Annotated in this window: 9 protein-coding genes; 1 reads left to right on the top strand and 8 read right to left on the bottom strand. The window is 43.7% G+C overall.

The genetic code is table 11. The annotated features are described in order from the left end of the window. Positions 1–25: 25 nt before the first annotated feature. From PHA78_RS05875 to parE, 6 genes are all read right to left on the bottom strand, one after another. Positions 26–1,048, bottom strand: a complete 1,023-nt coding sequence (locus PHA78_RS05875; RefSeq protein WP_099806656.1) for a branched-chain amino acid aminotransferase — start codon at positions 1,046–1,048, stop codon at positions 26–28. 116 nt (positions 1,049–1,164) lie between these two features. After that, positions 1,165–2,481 carry a hypothetical protein gene (locus tag PHA78_RS05880; protein ID WP_099806655.1) on the bottom strand — a complete coding sequence of 439 codons (1,317 nt, stop codon included), beginning with the start codon at positions 2,479–2,481 and terminating at the stop codon, positions 1,165–1,167. 265 nt (positions 2,482–2,746) lie between these two features. Continuing rightward, entirely contained in the window at positions 2,747–5,200 is a 2,454-nt protein-coding gene (gene parC / locus PHA78_RS05885) for a DNA topoisomerase IV subunit A (protein ID WP_099806654.1), read from the bottom strand. 40 nt (positions 5,201–5,240) lie between these two features. Next, entirely contained in the window at positions 5,241–5,744 is a 504-nt protein-coding gene (locus PHA78_RS05890; protein ID WP_099806653.1) for a YkvA family protein, read from the bottom strand. Between the two features lie 32 nt (positions 5,745–5,776). Beyond that, positions 5,777–6,379 (bottom strand): protein adenylyltransferase Fic, encoded by a 603-nt coding sequence (gene fic, locus PHA78_RS05895; protein ID WP_099806652.1) that lies wholly within the window; start codon positions 6,377–6,379, stop codon positions 5,777–5,779. A gap of 23 nt (positions 6,380–6,402) precedes the next feature. Continuing rightward, positions 6,403–8,352, bottom strand: a complete 1,950-nt coding sequence (gene parE, locus PHA78_RS05900) for a DNA topoisomerase IV subunit B (RefSeq protein WP_024387629.1) — start codon at positions 8,350–8,352, stop codon at positions 6,403–6,405. 142 nt (positions 8,353–8,494) lie between these two features. Here parE and plsY point away from each other — a divergent pair, with 142 nt between their 5' ends. Beyond that, entirely contained in the window at positions 8,495–9,139 is a 645-nt protein-coding gene (plsY, locus tag PHA78_RS05905) for a glycerol-3-phosphate 1-O-acyltransferase PlsY (protein ID WP_099806651.1), read from the top strand. 287 nt (positions 9,140–9,426) lie between these two features. On the opposite strand, the gene addA is transcribed toward plsY, so the two are convergent. Both addA and rexB read right to left on the bottom strand, forming a co-directional pair. Beyond that, positions 9,427–13,077 carry a helicase-exonuclease AddAB subunit AddA gene (addA, locus tag PHA78_RS05910; RefSeq protein ID WP_272158550.1) on the bottom strand — a complete coding sequence of 1,217 codons (3,651 nt, stop codon included), beginning with the start codon at positions 13,075–13,077 and terminating at the stop codon, positions 9,427–9,429. Further along, positions 13,077–16,343, bottom strand: a complete 3,267-nt coding sequence (gene rexB, locus PHA78_RS05915) for an ATP-dependent nuclease subunit B (RefSeq protein WP_272158551.1) — start codon at positions 16,341–16,343, stop codon at positions 13,077–13,079. Before rexB ends, addA begins: the two co-directional genes overlap by 1 nt.

Below are 16,343 nucleotides of genomic sequence, written 5' to 3' on the forward strand. Positions count from 1 at the left end.
AGCTTGCAAGTGCAAGCCTTCTATTTTATTCCACTTCAACAATCCATCCTTCTGGTGATTCAATGTCACCAAACTGGATGCCTGTTAATTCTTCATACAATTTACGAGTGACAGGTCCTACTTCTGTTTCGCTATGGAAAACATGGAGCTTGTCTGCGATTTGGACACCACCAATTGGCGAAATCACTGCTGCGGTTCCGCAGGCGCCAGCTTCGACAAACTGGTCTAATTCTTCGACAAGGACTTCACGCTCCACAGCCTTCATACCCAGACGATGCTCTGCCAAGTACAAAAGAGAATACTTGGTAATAGACGGCAAGATTGATGGTGAAATCGGTGTGACAAACTCGTTATCAGCTGTGATACCAAAGAAATTAGCAGACCCTACTTCTTCAATCTTGGTGTGGGTAGCTGGGTCCAGGTAGATGACATCTGAGAAGCCCTGCTTTTTGGCATATTGGCCCGGTAAGAGCGACGCCGCGTAGTTACCGCCGACCTTAGCTGCACCTGTACCGTTTGGTGCTGCACGGTCGTACTTGTCTTGGATGAGAAAGTTGGTCGGAGCCAGGCCGCCTTTGAAATAGTTGCCAACCGGCATGGCAAAAACGGTGAAAATGTACTCTTCCGCAGGTTTGACGCCGATGATGTCGCCGACACCGATGAGGAGTGGGCGAAGATAGAGGGTACCACCAGTTCCATAGGGAGGAACGTAGTCTGCATTGGCTTTGACCACTTCTTTGCAGGCCTTGATGAATAGCTCCGTCGGAACAGGCTCCATGAGCAAGCGGTCAGCTGTTCGCTGCAGACGCTCAGCGTTCTGGTCTGGACGGAAGAGTTGGAGCTTTCCCTTCTTAGTACGATAGGCTTTTAGTCCTTCAAAGGCTTGCTGGCCGTAGTGGAGAGCTGGTGAGCTTTCTGAAATGTGAAGTTCTGCATCTTCTGTCAGCTGGCCCTCAGACCACTGGCCGTTCTTGAAATGAGCGATGAAGCGGTAAGGTAGTTTCATATAGGCAAAACCAAGGTTTTCCCAGTCGATGTTTACTGTCATAAGTTTTCTCCAAACGTATTTTTTACTATTTTACTACTTTTGAAAGTGATTTTCAATTAAAAATTCAGAAAATTTTGTGAATATAACAAGTAATCCAATCCACCCTTTCATTCTCCTCATCTACCACTATCAGTAAATCTTCTAGCAACAGTAGTCCAATCTATATCCATTCCGGATCCGAATCCTTTATTTGTCTGAAGATATCCTTCCTCATCAACTCGAAACGACCATACAATCTGCCCCTTTTCATCTATAATATCAGCATAAACTAAACCATCATCTTGATTTTTGTAACTCTTTACATTCCAACCTTGTTCGGTATAGAAGTGATAATCAGGAGTTCCCATGCCAATACTAAAATTACGCCAAACCCAATCTTCTACCTCTTCACTCGTTAAATTTTTAGTATCGGTATTCAGAAAATCACCATCAGTTTTAAGATGTTCTCCCTCCTTGAGTCGCAATGTCTCCAAATCTCTGTACATACGCATTGATTGTTCTGAAGGAACAATATCATTTGGGTAGTCAAATTCTTTTCCTTCTTCAGTTGAAAATAATACTGGCTCTATATAGCTTCCATCTGAATTTATATAGACACCGTATTCATACTTGATACCGACTCCGCCAATATTGCCCTGAAAAACACCGCTACTATCTTGTGATTTTAATTCATATCTATATAAGTTTTCACCCACTTCTATCAAATCACTTACTGTTGAAGCTTCAAGTTTTCCGCTTGGCAACTGTTCCTCAACTAAGCCTGAAGAATGAAAGGTACGACTATAAACTGCAATATTATTATATAAGTCATATCCATACCACGTCCCAAGCACAGTCTCTGGAAAAACTGAAGTTGATGTTTGTGCAACCTCATTGGAGGCTATGAAAACTTGCAAATCCTCACCTGTCTTACCATTTGTCAGTACAAAAATTCCGTCGCTTGTCTGATAGGCATAAAAAGTAACTTTCTCATCTCCTTCACGCTTAGGCTCTGCTTTTTGCAATTCTGCTTCAGAAACATCAATTTGCACAATTAAGTCTGGTAAAACTTTTATCCTCTCCGGTTCCGTATCTGTAACCGTTTTCGCATCCAAAATCAAATACGTTTCAACACTTTCTTTTTTATCATAGTATTTCAACCTAAAGGTTCCGCGCACAGCTCTTCCTTGATTCCAAGCCAACAATTCACTGCCTGAACGATATAGTTCAACCTCTTGATTAACCCTTAAGGAAAAACCCGCCGTCATCAAAGTGGAGGTATCCGATGCCACAAATGCATATCTGAAATTCTTCTGCCATTTTTCATATAGTTCGTCCGAGTTATCAATATATGAAGTAGTAACAGCTGTATCATCTATATTATCTGCCTTTTTGGTTTGACAAGCTGTAAGACAGACTAGTAGCAAAATCAATAACGGAACAAATCTTTTCATATTCTCACCTCTATAAAATTTTAAAAATTATATAAATCAAACGATGATAATTCAACGATATATTCAAATTATATCATTTTGCAGAAAATACTCAAATGTTTTATGTAATAGAAAAACCCGCCTGAGCGGGTTCGTTCTATATCCGTTAGTACCAACCAGTCAGCTGGTGAAGCCAGTCCTCAAAGGTAGGAAAAATCTTCATGGCAAGGACTAGCAGTACAAAGAAAGTGAACAAAATAAGGAATTTCTTTTTCATACTAAACACCTAATCAATCCAAGCCCTAAACACTTCCTCATCAGAAATGGTATCCGAAATGAAGCTGCCGTTGCTAGTGCGTTCAGACAGGCTAAGCTGGGTCACATCAACCTCATAGAGTTTGCCTGTTTTGGACTGCACATACAGCACTTGACTAGTCGTTTCATCTTCATTTGCTGTGCTAAAGAGGTCAAAATCACCCTGATCCGTCAAGACTGGACCTGCCGCAAAGACACGGTGAGGCTTAGCCTTGAGTTCGCGAAGGACCTGCAGACCACGCTTGGCACGGCTGGTCACAGGGATTTCCTCCGTCGCCATCCGCTTGAGGCTACCACGCTGGGTTAGGAGATAGACGGAGCTGGTGTTGCTGATAAAGGCCGCAGCCACCACATCCCCATCCTTGAGGTTGACCGCCTTGACACCGGCCGCCTTGGCACCGATGATCGGCACTTCTTCGATGTTAAATCGCAGAGCGTAGCCCTTTTCTGTTATGAGCATGATGTCATCCAATACCACAGGCGATACGGTAATGACCACATCCTCTGCATCTTTTAGTTTGGCATACTTGGTTGACTTGGACTTGTAAGTCCGCCAAGGAGTAAACTCCTTCCGCTCCACACGCTTGATTTGACCGTATTTGGTCACCGCGAAATAAGTTCCCTCATCAAAATTCTCAACCAGTTCAGCGAAGATAATCTCTTCATTGGTATCAAAGTTCATCAGGGTCTGGCTCAGGTGTTCACCAATATCCTTCCAACGAATATCTGTCAACTCATGGACAGGTCGGTAGATGACATTTCCAAGATTGGTAAAGAGCAAAAGGTGCTGGGTTGTCTTGGCATTCTGTAAGAAAATCAACTGGTCGTCATCCCGTTTGCCCATTTCTTCAAGCGTTGAGGCATTGAAAGAACGCGGACTTGTCCGTTTGATGTAACCTGCCTTGGTCACGCTGACAAAAGTTTCTTCCTCGACAATCAAGCTAGCGGTGTCAATCTCAATCGCTTCTGCCTGATCTTGCAATTCACTCAAACGAGGATTGCCAAACTGTTTCTTGACCTCACGCAGTTCTTTCTTCATGAGATTGAACATGGTCCGTTCATCGCCAATAATGGCTGCCAAGGTCTGAATCTGCTCGCGTAGGGCTGCTTCTTCATTCTCCAAGGTCACAATGTCGGTATTGGTCAAGCGGTAAAGTTGCAAGGTTACGATAGCCTCAGCCTGTTCCTCACTGAAATCATAGCTGATTTTCAAGTTTTCCTTGGCATCAGCCTTGTTCTCAGAAGCACGGATAAGGGCAATAACTTCATCCAAAATAGAAATAACACGGATTAAACCTTCTACGATATGGAGGCGTTTTTCTGCTTTTTCCTTGTCAAACTTTGACCGGGCAATGATAATCTCACGGCGGTGGGCAATGTAGCTGGACAGAATCTTCTGCAAGCCAACCTGACGCGGTGTGAAATTGTCAATGGCCACCATGTTGAAGTTGTAATTGATTTGCAGGTCGGTGTATTTGTAAAGGTAGTTGAGAATGGTTTGCTCATCGCTGTCTTTTTTCAGCTCAATGGCAATCCGCAGACCTGTACGGTCTGACTCATCACGCACCTCAGCAATACCAGGCACCTTGTTGTTGACACGGACATCATCAATCTTCTTGACCAAAACAGCCTTGTTGACCTCGTAAGGAATCTCGGTAATGACAATCTGTTTCTTGCCAGCCTTGAGTTGCTCGATTTCACAACGGCTACGTACTACTACACGACCTTTACCAGTTTCATAGGCTTTCTTGATTTCGTCAGCCCCTTGGATAATGGCTCCTGTTGGGAAGTCTGGTCCAGGCAAGAACTCCATCAGCTTTTCTAACTTAGCTGTCGGATGATCAATCATGTAAACAACGGCATCGATGACCTCCGCCAGATTATGCGGCGGAATGTCAGTCGCGTACCCAGCTGAAATTCCTGTCGCTCCATTGACCAAGAGATTAGGGAAGGCAGCTGGTAACACCGTGGGTTCTTTTTCCGTATCGTCAAAGTTCCATGCGAACGGCACGGTCTTTTTCTCGATGTCGGCCAGCAGATAACCAGCCATTTCCGATAGGCGAGCCTCGGTGTAACGCATAGCCGCAGGCGGATCGCCGTCCATGGAACCGTTGTTTCCGTGCATCTCCACCAAAATCTCACGGTTCTTCCAGTCCTGACTCATGCGGACCATGGCATCATAAATAGAGAAATCACCGTGCGGATGGAAATTCCCCATGATATTCCCGACTGACTTGGCGGACTTACGGTAGCCCTTGTCAAAGGTGTTTCCGTCCTTATTCATAGAATAAAGAATCCGACGTTGCACGGGCTTGAGACCGTCACGAATGTCCGGCAGGGCCCGCTCCTGAATAATGTATTTGGAGTAGCGACCAAAACGCTCTCCCATGATGTCCTCAAGGGACATATTTTGAATGTTGCTCATAGTTTTCTTCTTTTATTTTCTTTTATGTAAAATAGCAGAGCTACTCTTCCATCTTCCTCTGACTTGCCTGCCAGATCCTATACTCATCTACATCAGACTTAACCAATTTGAGGCAGGCATTAAGGACAAAGGCATCATCCAGCAAACCTGGTCCGAATAGGAAATCAGGCAGAGCATCTAGTGGGCTGAAAAAGTAGATTAAGGCACCAATTGTAGCTAAAATAGCTCCTTTTGGTAAGGTCGTATATTCTCGCTTGACATAGCTTCTAACCATGGAAATCATCCCCGGAATGGCTGAAAACTTGTCCCCGCCAAATGGAAGTCGCGCCAATTTCTTCTCGATATCTTGTAGAAAATGTTCCAATTTCCCTTGATCAGACAACAAGGCTTCTGCCCGTTCTCTAGTCTTGGACGATTTCCAAGTTTCAAGCGCCTGGTCAAACTTTTCTTCTAATTCTTGTTTGTTTTTAAATTGCTTGCGCTTTCGAGCCCATTCAGTCAGCTGTTTTTGAAAACGGTCAGTTAATTTTACTCTTAGTGGCATAAAACACCTCACATAGTTTGTCTGTACTAGAGTTACAAATCCGCAGTGCGATAAAGATTGTATCCTTCATAGTAATAAGAATGGTCAATACCCTTGAAATAAGTAGCCTGACCAAGATCTTCCGTTAAGGCTTGCAATAACAGATATTTAAGCTCTCCTGTTGATACATGACTTCTAACCATGGCATTAAAATACTCATCTTTATCAATGCTATTCCAATCAACTACCTTACCTAGACTAACTCGGAGCATACAATCCAACCAGATACGCATACTGCGTCCATTTCCTTCTCGGAATGGATGTGCAATGTTCATATCTGCATACTTGTCAACAATCTCGTCGAAGGTTGTATGAGGTAGCTTGTCAATATAGGCCAATGACTGCTCCAAAAAAATACGAGGAGCGAATTGAAAATTATCCTTGGCAATGTTGACATCACGAATTTTCCCTGCAAAGTCGTAAATATCCTCAAATAAAGCCTGATGAATGTGTGTCAAACCTGCAAAAGTCCCAACTTCTATCTGGAATAACTGACCAGTTTCGAACAGTTGAGCTGCTTTTTTCTTGCTGATTTGTTCCTCAAGACGGGCTAATTCAGCCGAATTTTCAATCCTCAATTTATTTTCTAAAACCATATGGCACCTCAACTTCCCTGAGATTATTTGGTAAAAGCTGTCGCTTCCTCCAATGTAAACTTAACATTGTCTTCAATCCACTTACGGCGTGGCTCGACCTTGTCGCCCATAAGGACAGATACACGGCGTTCAGCACGCGCCAGGTCTTCAATGGTAACACGGATAAGAGTACGGGTTTCAGGGTTCATGGTTGTTTCCCAGAGCTGATCGGCATTCATCTCACCAAGACCCTTGTAGCGTTGGAGGATAAATCCCTTGCCAAAATCCTTGCGGAGATCTTCTAATTCCCCATCAGACCAAGCATAAGCAATCTTTTCTGTCTTGCCCTTACCTTTTGACATCTTGTAGAGGGGCGGAAGGGCGATGTAAACCCGACCTGCTTCTACTAACGGTCGCATATAGCGATAAAAGAAGGTCAGCAAGAGAGTCTGAATGTGGGCACCGTCCGTATCCGCATCGGTCATGATAATAATCTTGTCATAGTTGACATCTTCGATAGTGAAATCCGACCCCACACCTGCACCGATGGTGTAAATCATAGTGTTGATTTCTTCATTTTTGAGGATGTCTGCCATTTTTGCCTTGGCGGTATTGATAACCTTACCACGCAAAGGTAGAATGGCTTGGAACTTGCGGTCACGGCCTTGTTTGGCAGAGCCTCCGGCCGAATCTCCCTCGACCAGATAGAGTTCGTTTTTGGCTGGATTTTTGGACTGGGCTGGGGTTAATTTTCCTGATAAAAGGCCCTTGTCCTTCTTGTTTTTCTTACCATTTCGGGATTCGTCACGGGCCTTACGGGCGGCCTCGCGGGCGTCACGGGCCTTAATGGCCTTGCGGACTAGATTTGAAGCTAATTCCCCATTTTCCAACAGGAAGAAGGTTAATTTGTCCGATACAATGCCGTCCACCACAGGACGAGCAAGCGGGCTGCCCAGCTTGTCCTTGGTCTGTCCTTCAAACTGCAAATGCTCTTCTGGGACAAGGATTGAGAGAACCGCAGACAAACCTTCACGGTAGTCAGAACCTTCTAAGTTCTTGTCCTTTTCCTTGAGCAAGTTGGTCTTGCGGGCATAGTCGTTCATGGCCTTGGTAATGGCTAGTTTGAGACCTGTTTCGTGGGTACCGCCGTCCTTGGTCCGAACGTTGTTGACAAAGGATAGGATGTTGTCTGAATAGCCGTCGTTGTACTGCATAGCAACTTGTACTTGGAATCCTGCATCTTCTCCTTCAAAATAGAGGACTGGTGTCAGAGTTTCCTTGTCTTCGTTGAGGTAGGATACAAAGTCCTGAACGCCATTTTCATAGTGATACTCCTCCTGCTCACTAGTCCGCTCATCTGTCAAGGTCATGGTGACTTGTTTGAGCAAGAAGGCTGATTCTTTCAGGCGTTCGGCAATGGTATTGAACTTGAAATCAGTCGTTGAGAAGATGGTATCATCAGGCATAAAGGTGACTTTTGTACCTGTTTTTGATTTTGGTGCGGTACCAATCTTTTCTAGGGTCGTGACTGGCTTTCCGCCCTGCTCAAATCGTTGCTTATAAACAGCTCCGTCACGGGTAATCTCAACTTCCAACCAGCTGGACAGGGCATTGACCACCGAAGAACCAACCCCGTGGAGACCACCTGAAGTCTTGTAGCCACCTTGACCGAACTTACCACCTGCGTGGAGAACGGTGAAGATAACTTCAACGGTTGGCTTGCCTGTTGCGTGCATGCCGACAGGCATCCCGCGTCCACGGTCGGAAACAGACAGACTACCGTCCTTGTTAATGGTCACATCAATTCGGTCACCGAAACCAGACAAGGCTTCATCAACAGCATTATCGACAATCTCCCAGACCATATGGTGCAAGCCATTTCCGTCTGTAGAGCCGATGTACATACCAGGGCGTTTACGAACAGCATCTAGGCCTTCCAATACCTGAATGGCATCATCATTGTAATTATTTATATCAATCTCTTTCTTAGCCAAAATTGACCTCCATACTTATCATCCTTTCTATATTACAAGTTTTTTAGCATTTTTGCAAAATATTTCTGTTACCTATCGGCTGAGACAGCTTACAAAATATGATTTTGGACTAAATTAGATGAAAATATGCTATAATGAAAACATGTTAGTCAATCTTATTTTACTATTTATTGCATATTTATTGGGATCTATCCCGTCAGGACTTTGGATAGGTCAAACTTTTTTCAATATCAACATTCGTGAGCATGGTTCAGGAAATACTGGAACAACTAATACCTTTCGCATACTGGGGCCAAAGGCTGGTACGATTGTATTTGTAATTGATTTTCTCAAAGGAACGTTGGCAGCCTTGCTTCCGCTGATCTTTCATGCCCAAGGAATTTCTCCGATTGTATTTGGGTTAATGGCTGTACTGGGGCACACTTTCCCTATCTTTGCCCAATTCAAAGGCGGTAAGGCTGTTGCAACATCTGCTGGTATGTTGTTGGGTGTCGCACCTGCTTTCTGCCTCTATCTCGTTCTAATCTTTGCCAGTTCACTCTACTTGACGTCCATGGTTTCCTTCTCTAGCGTCTTAGCAGCAGCCTTAGCCATCTTAGGAGCTCTGCTATTTCCAGCAATAGGAATCATCCTGCCAAGCTACGACTGGCTCTTTACCATCATCATCGTCTTTTTGGGCCTATTTGTCATTATCCGCCACAAGGAAAATATCCAGCGAATTTTGAAAAAGGAAGAAAACCTTGTCCCATTTGGACTCAACCTAACCAAACAGAAAAAGCGAGTTTAAATCACTCGCTTTTAATTTATAGTCTTTTAGATTACCTTTAGTACTCGCTCCAAAGGTTCGGGGAACCTTTGGAGGTTGGAGATATAGCGAACAAAGTTCGCCTCAATAGCTGCAGACAGCTTGTACAGTCGAATGACTATGCAAGGTTGGAGATAGCACTTGCGGAGCAAGCCACCCCTGCAAAGTACGGCAAAGCGAGTTCAAACAATCCAGCGGAATGTTTGAAGTTGGAAATAAGGAAATGGAGTTTCCTCTTGCGTCGAAGTAATAAAAGAAAAACTAAATGACTATATTTTGACTTCAACCACTTCAATTCTTTCCCCACCAAGCAAAATCAAATGGCAGTCTACACGATTTATCTTGTAGGCTTTTTTCAATGCCTCTGCGTAGAGTTGCATTTGAGCTTGGTAACGTTGGCTGAGTTGGCTTGGTTGGTCATATTTGTCTGTCTTGTAATCAAAGAGGACAATATGATCATCATATAGTAAGTAGCCATCAATAATCCCACGAAGGACAAATTGTTCCTGTGACAAAGAATCTGTCTGCAAACTTGCAAATGGAGCTTCTCGGTGGAGTTTGTCCGTATTGGCTAGAATTTCTCTTCCTAAGTCTGTATCAAAGAAATCCAAAATCATTTGAACATTGATTTTGTCTTTAACCGCTTGCTCAGCATGAACAGCTTCTAGGGCTTCACTTACCGTATCTTCTGTCACCAACCAAGACAGATCCAAGCGTTGCATGAGTTCATGGACTGCTGAACCAACTTGGGCTCCAGTGAATTTTGGTTTCTTGGAGAAATCTGGCAAGTTGAAGGTCCGTTTGGGCTGGTATTTTTCCATAACTTCCATGCCTTCTTGTTCCAAAATAGGCTCATAGAGTTTCTTGATTTGACTTGGAGTCCGTAAACTTGGCAATTCAATGGCAGCCTTATAGCGTTCGTTCAACTCTTGAACAGAAGACAGCTGGTCCAAGGCCTGGGCGATGTCTTCTGATTGACGAATATCTTTAAGGCTGGTATCTTCTAGCTTACTCTTCAATTTCAGTTTACCGATCTTCTCCTCTGTCAAATCCTCGTCCGTTACAAAGACTTTCTTGAAGCGCAAGTCTTCTCCTGAAAAAGCCTCATCAATGGCTAGAATCCAGTCTTGGAAGGTTGCCATACTTTCACGAGTTGATTGGGCAAGTACGCCATTTTCCTTTTTGCCATCGTATTTTTCAGCTAACTTGTCAGCATTGCCCTTTCCAACCAGATACAGCTTCTTCTCGGCACGCGTTAGTGCAACATAAAGCAACCGCATTTGTTCTGAGAGATTAGCAATTTTTAGCTCTTGGAGATTATTTTGATAAGGAAGGGTGTTCATTAAGACTCGCACCTGAGGCAATGGGCTATTTACCTTATCTTTCATATCCGCTAAATATTGGATACCTAGACCATTTTTTCGGCTGATAATGACTGACTGGTAATGGTCTTCCAAGTTGAATCGCTTATCGATGTTCATGAGGAAGACATATTTAAACTCCAAACCTTTTGACTTATGAATGGTCATCAGCTGTACAGCATTTTGCGGTAGAAACTCTTGTACATCTGCCAAGTCCTTGTCATTTGCTAAGGCACGGTCAATCATGGCGATGAAGCGAGACAAGCCCTTGTAGCCTGTTTTTTCAAACTGGTTGGCACGCAGACCTAGTGCATATAGATTGGCCTGACGCTTGCTGCCATTTGGAAGAGCACCGACATAGTCATAGTAGAATTTTTCATTGAAAATCTTCCAAATCAGGTCATAAATAGAATGCAGTTTGGCAAAAGCACGCCAGTTTTCCAAAATAGACAAGAAATCCTTGATTTTCTTCTTCAACTCTCCTGACATGAGTTCAGGATGTTGCCCATTTGTTTGCTGGGCTATTTCCATTTTCTGGTAAAAGAAACCTGTCCCAGCCTGCAAGGAAATCCGTGTCAGTTCATCTTCATCGAATCGGAACATAGGTGATTTAAGCAGGGCAACCAAGGCATAGTCATTGAGTGGATTATTGATAACCCGCAAGGTATCCAGCATAATCATGACTTCTAAAGATTGCAGATAGGAGGCTGCTCCGCCATCTGCCACAATTGGAATCCCATGTTTTTCAAAAATGGACATAATGAGGTCATTGTGCGTCCGTTTTTGCACTAAGAGAGTGATGTCTTTGAAGTCTGCTCCTTCTTCATTGTGAAGACGAATAATCTCTTTTGCAACGACCTCAATTTCACCAGCAGTCAGAGGTGTTTCCTCCTCAGCATCCATTGAAGAGTTTGCGCTATCCTGCTGATCGTAAATGAAGTATTCCATCTCATGCTTGGGCTGGGCAATTTTTTGACCAGGACTACCAGCTACTAGACTGTGGGTTTCGTCATACTTGATTTCCCCTACTTGACGGTCCATCAGGCGTGTGAAAATAGCATTTGTTGCCTCCAAGACCTCAATCTGACTACGGAAATTTTCCTTAAGCAAAATCAATTTCCCAGCCTGAGGATTTGCCTGATACAGTTCAAATTTCTCTTGGAAAATCATCGGATCCGCCTGACGGAATCGATAGATGGACTGCTTAATGTCGCCCACCATAAAGCGGTTGTGACCGTTAGACAGCAGGTCTAGCATTCGCTCTTGGCTATGGTTGTTATCCTGGTACTCGTCCACCATGACTTCGTGGTATTTTTCTTGGAAAAGCTGGCGAATGTCCACATTTTCTTCTAAAATACGAATAGCGAAATGCCCAATATCGCCAAATTCAAAGGCTGCTTCTTTGATTTTGACATCCAGATAAGCCTGTGAAAAGTCTAGGACAAAAGCACGTAATAATACAAGCAGTGGCAAAGCTTGAATCTGATAGTCTTTCAGCAGGGTCAATTCATAAACTTCCTGACCCAAATCTCGTAGTCCTGAGATGATCTGGCTCTTGCCAGCATTGTATTCTTCTTTAAAGGCTATCAAATGCTCATCTTTTGGTCGATTGGCATTGGTCAGACCCTTGCCTCTGGACTGATCATTGATGAGAAGGATTCTTTCAACCCGCTCCATCAAGTCCTTCTGGTCCAGACTATCTAAACCTGTCAGCAAATCCAAGACTTCTTCCACATTTGCAAAATACTTGGCAGATCCAAAGTCATTTCTGCCCCATTCCACATGGTAGCGGAAGAAATCTGCAGCTTGATAGAGCTTGTCTAACACTTTTTCCTTAAAGCCTTGCTCTAAGATCTGCTCTATATGCTCCTGACTGTACAAATCAGCTTGAACAGCCTGCTCTTTCAGCCATTTAGTTGGACTGCTCGTCGATTGACTAAAATCATGCACCTGATAAACAACCTGACGGAAACCACTATTATCCTTGCGGTTGCCCGAAAAATTGCGAACCAGTTTGCGGAATGCACCATTTTCATCCTCTTCAAGATAATCTGCAAAGAGCTGGTCAAAAACCTCTTTTTTCAGACTCGCTTTTTCAGTCTCATCCTGTAAAATCCGAAACTGCGGAGAAATACCAAGGCTATAACCGTAAGTCGTTACCAATTTCTGCGTAAAGGAGTCCATGGTCCCAATATCTGCCTTAGTCAAATCCGCCAACTGGGCCGACAAATGCCGGCGCAATTCCATATCCGTCGTCTCCGCAATGGTTTCATTGAGATTTTTCTCAATCCGCTCCTTCAACTCACCAGCCGCCTTGACTGTAAAGGTCGAGATAAAGAGCTGGTCGATTCCCACACCACGCTTCAACTTATCCAAAATCCGTTGAACCATAACAAAGGTCTTGCCTGACCCAGCCGATGCAGAGATCAGAACATTCTGACCGTGCGTGTAGATAGCTTCAATCTGCTCAGGTGTGCGTTTTTGTTGCTTATCAGAATTGGCTTCCGCCAGCTGCACAGCCTTGATTTCTTCCGCGCTTAAAAATTGTTCAAAAGCCATTAGTCCTGACCTCCTTTCATTCGTTCCATCCAATCTTGACGCTTGGCCGCTTTTACCAACCGCCGCGCCATGCCCATGTGCCGATCCGCCTCAAAACCAGTGATTGCCTTCAGCTGCTCACCTGCCACCGAACGCCCATCTTTTGTATAAGGGTTAATAGCAAAGCGACCAGCCAGAATGTCCATGGCAGCTTGTTTGTAGAGTTCTTGGTTGTGGTTCAATAACACCGCAAACTCATCTTCCGTATAGAGTTGGTTACGAGTCTGATAAAAATGATTGAGCCCCAGACTTTCCTCCTTCAAGAAAAGCCCCTTGTAAACCAAGCTAGTATTGGCAGCTCCTTCTAGCTGTTCTAAATTCTTCGTGTCTTTTAATTTGATAATCGGATCCTGCAAATGCAAATACATAGCTCCAAAAACAGGTTTATCCTTGGTTTCATCCAGCTCTTGTAAGGCTGCCAAGTAGGTCACCAACTGAGGTTTTAGACCATTGTAAAAATCCCCAACTGAAAAAGATTGGTCACTGGACTTGTAATCCACAACACCGACAGCCTGATTGATTTGTAAGGTATCCAAGCGGTCAATGGTACCATTTACATGCACACTCTTACCATTTTGAAGGTCAAAAACCAGCGCCTTATCCTGACGGAAACTCTTTTCCTGACCATCAATTTCCACCAAATCATTATCCCGCAAAATGGTTGCACTGGAGCGAGCAATCTTATCCAGCACCTCCTCCGTATAACGAGCATCCGCATCCTGGTTATAAAACATAGCAAATTCTGCCTCGTCACGTGTACGCAGGATGGCCTTGTCCACTTTTTGATCAAAATCTAGCTCAGATTGGTCCATGACCACTCGTTCAAAAATCCGATGCAAGAACAAACCATGCTGAAAGGCAGTCGGATGGATGGATTCCTGTTCCCGCAAGCGAAGAACATTACGGACGAAGTAAAGATATTGGTTGTTGTAGAAATTGGTCAAGCTGGATGCAGAAAGATTGAGCGGCTTATCCTCTGGATATAAAGCAGCCAAGGTTTCATCTGAAAGCTGTTTAGAAGTAATTTCGCCAGTAATGGTCGGAATTTCAATGCCTTGCGACTCCAATTTCTTCTTCAAATGGCGAACCAAGACTGTCCAGAAGGCCGTCTGACCTTCCCATTCTTCATGATCAATTGATGGTCTTTCTGACTCAATCAAACGGGATAAGAGACTCTTGTAGTGACCGATGTCTTGCGGACTAAGTGTTTTAATCCGTCCACGTTCTTCGGATTTCAGCCCCATTTTTTGGAGAATCTTGATATAAGGTGAGAGACTATCTTCACCTTCGTTATAAATCTGAGGCGTGGAAATAACTAACTGTTCCGTCGCAGCATTAAGCAGAGACATCATAGCAGCATGGTTCTTCTTGATATTCTCTCGGCTGACCAAATCAAAACGTGAGGAACTAGCCGAAACAAGATTGACTTTTTCCATCTCTTCTTCCGTCAATAGACTGATATTCTTAGCAACTTTTGGAAAATTGGACTGGCCCATTCCGATAGCATAAACATACTTTGCAGTGTGCGGCTCGATCAAATCATAGGATTTGACATTGACCACATCAACCGTTGCAGGAACGGTACGATAGTGGCTGGCTTGCATACCAGCCTGTAAAATAGCCAGAAAATCATCCATTTTCAATTTTTCTTTTCCGAAAATCTGATGAAAATTCTCAAGAAGATGGGTAAAACTTTTCCAGACCTGCTCTTCTTTTTCTTGCTCTACTTCACTCAAATTTCGAGACATTTTTTCCATATTTTTAGGAAGATCAATTGCCTCCAAAAATGCCATAAATTTCTCAAGCAAGGCAGTTCCAGATTGTGGTCCAGTCTTAAACAGCTGATTCAAAGGTTCCATAATCTTAGCACGTAGAGGTTCCAAGACAGCCAAATCATAGACAAGCCTTTTCTCCTTGATGACTTCAGCATCATAGTCTGCTCTGCCATTGACCGAAAAAGCCCTCGAAAAAGCAGCCTGCCCCTTCATATCCGCAAAGAGGATGTAAGACTCAAATAGGTCCAGCTCCTTTTGGGAAATGCTGGCGTACAAACCAGATTTGAGGAGATTGAACAGGTCTTCCGCTCGGAAACGATAGCGGCGCAAACGTTCCAAGGACTCCACAAAATGGACCAGAGGATGATGACTCATCTCCTCTGCCTTGCCGAAATAGTAAGGAATATCATACTTGTCAAAAATCTTGCCAATCTGCAACTTGTAGCTATCCACATCACCCAAGAGCAACAAGATGTCTTTATAGCGAGCCCCTTGATGCACATGCTGACGAATTGCAGTCGCAACTTGCTCCACTTCTTCTTTTTGGTTAACAACTTCCCAGAGTTGGATTTTTTCTTGGTCTTCTGGAGTCAAGTCAAGCATGGTCCCACTGTAGTCATAATAGGCTTCCATATTCTTTGAAAATTTACCAATACTGTCCAAGACTGGCTCTTGACCAATATAAGTAGCCTTAGTCTGGAACTGCGCTGATAACTGACGTAAAAAGTCAACGTTGGCTTGATAGACGTTGCCTTCCGCATAGGTCGCTTGCACAGCTTTCTTGCTGGCATATACACCAATCAGGATTTCCGACACTCGTTCATTTAAAGCACTTACTAAAGCTTCTTCTTCTGCCGAAAAACGTGAAAATCCGTCTACCACCAGCACAATGTTCTTCAACTGCTCATCCAACTGACCAGTTTCTACCAGGCCAGTCAGCTGTGCCAACTTAGACTGATGCTCAAAACCTTCTTTGGACAAAATGTCTGTGACAGCCAGAAAAATCTTTACCAAATCAGCTTGCTTATCTGGTGACTCCATAGCTTCCAAGTCCAAAATAGACATATTTGCCCGTTGCAATTCTTTGTATAAAGCAACTAGCTGGTTAATGAAACCAAAATCTGTCTGCAAACGACCATAGACTTTCAAGTCGCCATCTTCAAATTGCGATAGAACACGAAAGAAAATCATGGCCAGACCAACATCATCCAGCGGTTGACCTGCTTCTTTCCTATCAATCATCAAATAGCGGGCCAATTGCCCAAAACGGGTCACGATAATATCAAAAGTTGCCTGTTCAGGTAGATATTCCAAGACCTTGCGTTCCATCTCAAAGGACAAAGAATTAGGAGCAATATAAAAAACTCGCTTACCTTCCTTAGCAAATTCTGCAGCAATATCCGTTAAATACTGCGTCAGAGGATTTCGTATATCTGTGTAGACTAATTTCAT

Source organism: Streptococcus sp. HN38 (assembly GCF_028335765.1).
GTDB classification, from domain to species: domain Bacteria; phylum Bacillota; class Bacilli; order Lactobacillales; family Streptococcaceae; genus Streptococcus; species Streptococcus suis_P.

Coding starts and splice junctions, on each gene's coding strand:
- PHA78_RS05875 (WP_099806656.1), bottom strand. CDS start 1,048: ATGACAGTAAACATCGACTGGGAAAACCTTGGTTTTGCCTATATGAAA.
- PHA78_RS05880 (WP_099806655.1), bottom strand. CDS start 2,481: ATGAAAAGATTTGTTCCGTTATTGATTTTGCTACTAGTCTGTCTTACA.
- parC (WP_099806654.1), bottom strand. CDS start 5,200: ATGAGCAACATTCAAAATATGTCCCTTGAGGACATCATGGGAGAGCGT.
- PHA78_RS05890 (WP_099806653.1), bottom strand. CDS start 5,744: ATGCCACTAAGAGTAAAATTAACTGACCGTTTTCAAAAACAGCTGACT.
- fic (WP_099806652.1), bottom strand. CDS start 6,379: ATGGTTTTAGAAAATAAATTGAGGATTGAAAATTCGGCTGAATTAGCC.
- plsY (WP_099806651.1), top strand. CDS start 8,495: ATGTTAGTCAATCTTATTTTACTATTTATTGCATATTTATTGGGATCT.
- addA (WP_272158550.1), bottom strand. CDS start 13,077: ATGGCTTTTGAACAATTTTTAAGCGCGGAAGAAATCAAGGCTGTGCAG.
- rexB (WP_272158551.1), bottom strand. CDS start 16,343: ATGAAATTAGTCTACACAGATATACGAAATCCTCTGACGCAGTATTTA.